The sequence below is a fragment of the Pseudomonas sp. genome (genome assembly GCF_050739995.1).
Lineage (GTDB): Bacteria > Pseudomonadota > Gammaproteobacteria > Pseudomonadales > Pseudomonadaceae > Aquipseudomonas.
In genome coordinates this window covers 1-5200 of record NZ_JBOICG010000525.1, presented here as the reverse complement: position 1 = coordinate 5200, position 5200 = coordinate 1, and the positions used below count along the sequence as shown (strand labels likewise).

General features: G+C 59.5%; 4 protein-coding genes. 1 reads left to right on the top strand and 3 read right to left on the bottom strand.

Annotated elements, in window-relative coordinates:
- Positions 1–133 precede the first annotated feature (133 nt).
- The 3 genes from ACRESD_RS17140 to ACRESD_RS17130 all read right to left on the bottom strand — a co-directional run bounded on the left by ACRESD_RS17140 (position 134) and on the right by ACRESD_RS17130 (position 3209).
- On the bottom strand, positions 134–1792 hold the full coding sequence (locus ACRESD_RS17140) for a cation acetate symporter (RefSeq protein WP_431752006.1): 1659 nt from the start codon (positions 1790–1792) through the stop codon (positions 134–136).
- Positions 1789–2100: a DUF485 domain-containing protein gene (locus ACRESD_RS17135; protein WP_431752005.1), complete on the bottom strand. Its 312-nt coding sequence runs from the start codon at positions 2098–2100 to the stop codon at positions 1789–1791. Before ACRESD_RS17135 ends, ACRESD_RS17140 begins: the two co-directional genes overlap by 4 nt.
- A 257-nt stretch (positions 2101–2357) precedes the next feature.
- The gene (locus ACRESD_RS17130; protein ID WP_431752004.1) at positions 2358–3209 is read right to left on the bottom strand and encodes a glycine betaine ABC transporter substrate-binding protein; all 852 of its coding nucleotides are present in this window, start codon (positions 3207–3209) and stop codon (positions 2358–2360) included.
- Between the two features lie 332 nt (positions 3210–3541).
- On the opposite strand from ACRESD_RS17130, the gene ACRESD_RS17125 reads away from it, so the two are divergent.
- The gene (locus ACRESD_RS17125) at positions 3542–5095 is read left to right on the top strand and encodes a glycosyl hydrolase family 17 protein (RefSeq protein ID WP_431752003.1); all 1554 of its coding nucleotides are present in this window, start codon (positions 3542–3544) and stop codon (positions 5093–5095) included.
- Positions 5096–5200 lie beyond the last annotated feature (105 nt).

Genomic DNA, 5200 nt, shown 5'->3' with positions numbered 1-5200 from the left:
CCACAGGAGAATGCATTCCAAGTGTGGGAGCCGGGCTTGCCCGCGATAACGATAGCCCAGCCGACACATCACCCAAGCCCACAAAAAATGCCCCGGCCTTTCGACCGGGGCATTTCTTTATCCAGCTACAACCTTAGTGGTTAACCGCCCCACTCGCCCCCAGGCCAGTCTGCGAACGCACAAACTGCGGGAAGTACAGCGCACGCTCTTTCTCTGCCGCCGCCGACTTGTCGGTGATGGAGAAGAACCAGATGCCGACAAAGGCAATGATCATCGAGAACAGCGCCGGGTATTCATACGGGAAGATGGCTTTTTCATGGTGCAGGATCGAGACCCAGATGGTCGGACCAAGGATCATCAGGCCCACGGCACTGACCAAGCCCAGCCAGCCGCCAATCATGGCGCCACGGGTGGTGAGGTTTTTCCAGTACATGGAAAGCAGCAGCACCGGGAAGTTACAGCTGGCGGCAATGGAGAACGCCAGACCGACCATGAATGCGATGTTCTGGCTTTCGAACAGGATACCCAGGCCAATCGCCAATACACCCAAGGCCACGGTGGTGATCTTCGACACGCGAATCTCATCTTTCTCGTTGGCCTTGCCCTTCTTGATCACGCTGGCGTACAGGTCATGAGACACCGCCGACGCACCGGCCAGGGTCAAGCCAGCAACCACCGCCAGAATGGTGGCAAACGCCACGGCCGAGATGAAGCCAAGGAAAATACTGCCGCCCACCGCATTGGCCAGGTGCACCGCCGCCATGTTATTGCCACCGAGCAAGGCGCCTGCAGCATCCTTGAACGCCGGGTTGGTGCTGACCAGCAGGATCGCGCCGAAACCGATGATAAAGGTCAGGATATAGAAGTAGCCGATGAAGCCAGTGGCATACAACACGCTCTTACGCGCTTCCTTGGCATCGCTCACGGTGAAGAAGCGCATCAGGATGTGCGGCAGGCCAGCGGTCCCGAACATCAGGGCCAGACCAAGGGAGAAGGCAGAAATCGGGTCTTTCACCAGGCCGCCGGGGCTCATGATCGCTTCACCTTTGGGGTGAACCTTGATCGCCTCGGAGAACAACGTATTGAAGTCGAAGTTGACGTGCTTCATCACCATCAGCGCCATGAACGAGGCACCGGACAGCAACAGGACTGCCTTGATGATCTGCACCCAGGTGGTCGCCAGCATGCCGCCGAACAACACGTACAGGCACATCAGGATACCCACAAGGATCACCGCCACGTGGTAATCCAGGCCGAACAGCAGTTGGATCAGCTTGCCAGCACCCACCATCTGCGCGATCAGGTAGAACGCCACCACCACCAATGAACCACAGGCCGACAGGCTGCGGATCTGGGTTTGCCCCAGGCGATAGGACGCCACATCGGCAAAGGTGTACTTGCCCAGGTTACGCAAGCGTTCGGCGATCAGGAACAGGATGATCGGCCAACCCACCAGGAAGCCGATCGAATAGATCAGGCCGTCATAACCGGAGGTGTAGACCAGCGCGGAAATACCCAGGAAGGAGGCGGCCGACATATAGTCACCGGCAATCGCCAGACCGTTCTGGAAACCGGTGATCTTGCCACCGGCCGCATAGTAGTCCGCCGCCGATTTGTTGCGCTTGGAAGCCCAGTATGTGATGCACAGGGTGGCACCGACAAACGCGATGAACATCACGATGGCCGATACGTTCAGCGGTTGCTTGTGCACCTCGCCGGTCAATGCATCCGCCGCCCAAACGGCCGGGGCAAACAGCGCAGCGCCGAATACAGCCAATAGACGCCGGATCATTGCGCAGCCTCCTTGAGAATCGCATTGTTCAGGTCGTCAAATTCGCCATTGGCCCGGCGCACATAGATGCCGGTCAGGATGAAGGCGGACACAATCAGCCCGACGCCCAGGGGAATACCCCAGGTTATCGATGACCCGGGGCTGAGCTTGGCGCCCAGCACTTGTGGCCCGTAGGCGATCAACAGGATGAAAGCGGAGTAAAGCCCTAGCATGATCGCCGAGAGAACCCAGGCGAACCGTTCCCTTTTTCTCACCAGCTCCTTGAAGCGCGGGCTGTTTTGAATCGAGAGGTAAATGCTGTCGTTCATTGTTTTTATCCTCGCAGCACAGCTTTTTTATTATTTTGGAACGTATCCACTGTATTCGGCTGTCGTAGAGGTTCCAGACGACCTTAGTCTTAGATCGAGTGTAGCGAGGGATTCTGAGGCCGCAGGAGGATTTGCGGGATGCAAAACAATTGTGGGAGGGGGCTTGCCCCCGATAGCAGTGTGTCAGCCAGCACATCTATAGCTGACAGACCGCCATCGGGGGCGAGCCCCCTCCCACAAGGGATGTAGCTGTAGTCTTATTTACCGGTCCACTCAGCTACGCGCTCAGGGTGCTTGGCGACCCAATCCTTGGCGGCCGCTTCAGGCTTGGCACCCTCTTGAATCGCGAGCATGACCTCACCGATTTCATCCTTGGAAGCCCACTGGAATTTCTTCAGGAAGGCCGCGACTTCCGGCGCTTTCTTCTCCAAGCCCTTGCTGCCGATGCTGTTGACGGTTTCAGCAGCGCCATAAACGCCCTTTGGATCGTCCAGGAAGCGCAGTTTCCACTTGGCGAACATCCAGTGCGGCACCCAACCTGTGACCGCAATGGACTCCTGCTTGTCTTCGGCACGGGTCAGCTCGGCGATCATCGCCGCGCCCGAGCTGGCTTGCAGCTTATAGTCCAGGCCGTAGTCCTTGATGGCTTGATCGGTCTTGAGCATCACGCCTGAACCGGCGTCGATGCCAACGATCTTGTTCTTGAAGGTGGTGTCAGTCTTGAGGTCTTCGATGGACTTGGCCTTGACGTACTCCGGCACAATCAGGCCAATCTTCGCATCCTTGAAGTTGGGGCCGTAGTCGACCACCTTATCCTTGTTCTTGGCCCAGTATTCACCGTGGGTCACGGGCAGCCAGGCAGAAAGCATGGCGTCAAGTTTGCCGGTGGCTACGCCCTGCCACATGATCCCGGTGGCGACGGCTTGCAGCTTGACGTCATAACCGAGTTTTTCCTTGATCACTTCTGCCGCCACATGAGTGGTGGCAACACTGTCGGACCAACCGTCCACGTAGCCGATGCTCAGGGTTTTGCTGTCGGCGCTGGCCAGTGTGGAGCTCATCGCAACTACCAGAGTGGCAGCTGCGCCCAAGAGTCGTCGCATCTTCATCGTACTTCCCCGAAAGTGCTGCGCCCGACGGATGCCGAGCGACGTCAACCTGTTGTTATGTGGTGCGCCGCGCCCCTTTCACGCGCATCGATCCGGTGACCGCGGCATCAGTGGAGTGCTGACACTTCGATCATCAACCTGCCGGGGTGCGGAACCTGCTCTGACTGCGACCTCACGCGAGCAAGAAACGACATCACATCGCCAGCAACCGGTTTTATAGGATTTGACGCCAGAATCCCGCCCGAACTTTGCATGTCAAAATTATGCTGCCCCACTGGGACGGACCAAATCCGGGTAAGATGCGCGCCTTTGCTCCTCCAGATAAGCCGACCATGCCCGCGACTGCCCGCTTTCCTGCCCTGCCCTATTTTTTCGCCTTGATCCTCGGCCTGCTTGCCCTCGTCGGCTATTGGTACGGCCTCGGCCGGCCGGTGGTATTGCCCGACGTCGCCAGTGCCAGCCACAAGATGCAATGTGCGTCCTATACGCCGTTCGATAAGGACCAGTCCCCCTTCGACCAGCCGTTCAAGCTGCGCCCCGAGCGTATGGACGCCGACCTGGCGCTACTGGCCACTCGCTTTGAATGCATCCGCACCTACTCGATGACCGGCCTGGAAGCCCTGCCGGGAATGGCGCGCAAGCACGGCCTGAAGTTGATGGCGGGCGCCTGGGTCAGCAGTGACCCGGTTGCCACTGAAAAAGAAGTCGCCGAACTGATCGCTGCGGCCAACGCCAACCCCGATGTCGTCACCTCGGTGATCGTTGGCAACGAAGCCCTGTTGCGCAAGGAAGTCACCGCCAAGCAGCTGGTGACGCTGATCCATACAGTCAAGAGCCAGATCAAACAGCCGGTCACCTATGCCGACGTCTGGGAGTTCTGGCTGCAACACCCGGAAATTGCCCCAGCGGTGGACTTCCTGACCATCCACCTGTTGCCTTACTGGGAAGATGATCCCTCCGGCATCGACCAGGCCCTCAAGCATGTTGGCGATGTCCGCCAGACCTTCGGCAACAAGTTCGCGCCCAAGGATGTACTGATCGGCGAGACCGGCTGGCCCAGCGAAGGCCGCCAGCGCGAGACAGCGGTGCCGAGTCGGGTCAACGAGGCAAAGTTCATGCGTGGTTTTGTGGCCATGGCTGAAGCCAATGGCTGGCGCTACAACCTGATCGAAGCCTTTGACCAACCATGGAAGCGTGCCAGTGAAGGCGCGGTCGGTGGTTACTGGGGCTTGTTCGATGCCGATCGCCAGGACAAAGGCATCCTCGCCGGCCCCGTCACCAATGTGCCGTACTGGCCGCTGTGGTTGGGCGTGGGCGGCGTCATTCTGTTGAGCACCCTGGTGCTGGGTGGCCGCGTTCGCAGCACTCGCTCTGCGCTCATGCTGCCATTGCTCGGTGCGGTCGCGGCCTGCTCCATCGGCACTTGGGCGGAACTGACCCGCGTCACCGCGCGCTTCAATGATGAGTGGGTATGGGCAGGCTTGCTGGTGATACTGAACCTGCTGGTACTGGCTCACGCCGCCCTGGCCCTCAGTGCCCGGGAAGGTTGGCGCGAGCGGGCGTTCAATTGGCTGGAGCAGCGTGCGGGCTGGCTGATGGCAATCGCCGGGTTTGCGGGGGCGGTGATGATGCTGGCGCTGGTGTTCGACCCACGTTATCGCAGTTTCCCGAGCGCGGCACTGGTGTTGCCGGCGCTGGTGTATCTGGTACGCCCGGTGACCGGGCCGCGCAGGGAGATTGCCTTGCTCGCGTTCATCATCGGCGCCGGCGTTGCGCCGCAGTTGTACCGCGAGGGTCTGTTGAATCAGCAGGCTTGGGGTTGGGCGGTGGTCAGCGTGTTGATGGTTGGGGCTTTGTGGCGTTGCCTGCGGGTGCGCAAGGCTTAACACCGCTTTCGCGAGCAAGCCCGCTCCCACATTTGATTGGGGTATTCTGGCTTATCCGCGGCGGTCCAGCAGGTTGACCACCAACCGATCAATCCACCCCCACAC

Bases quoted from the DNA above. Each gene is read 5' to 3' on its own strand.
- ACRESD_RS17140 (WP_431752006.1), bottom strand. From the start codon at position 1,792: ATGATCCGGCGTCTATTGGCTGTATTCGGCGCTGCGCTGTTTGCCCCG.
- ACRESD_RS17135 (WP_431752005.1), bottom strand. From the start codon at position 2,100: ATGAACGACAGCATTTACCTCTCGATTCAAAACAGCCCGCGCTTCAAG.
- ACRESD_RS17130 (WP_431752004.1), bottom strand. From the start codon at position 3,209: ATGAAGATGCGACGACTCTTGGGCGCAGCTGCCACTCTGGTAGTTGCG.
- ACRESD_RS17125 (WP_431752003.1), top strand. From the start codon at position 3,542: ATGCCCGCGACTGCCCGCTTTCCTGCCCTGCCCTATTTTTTCGCCTTG.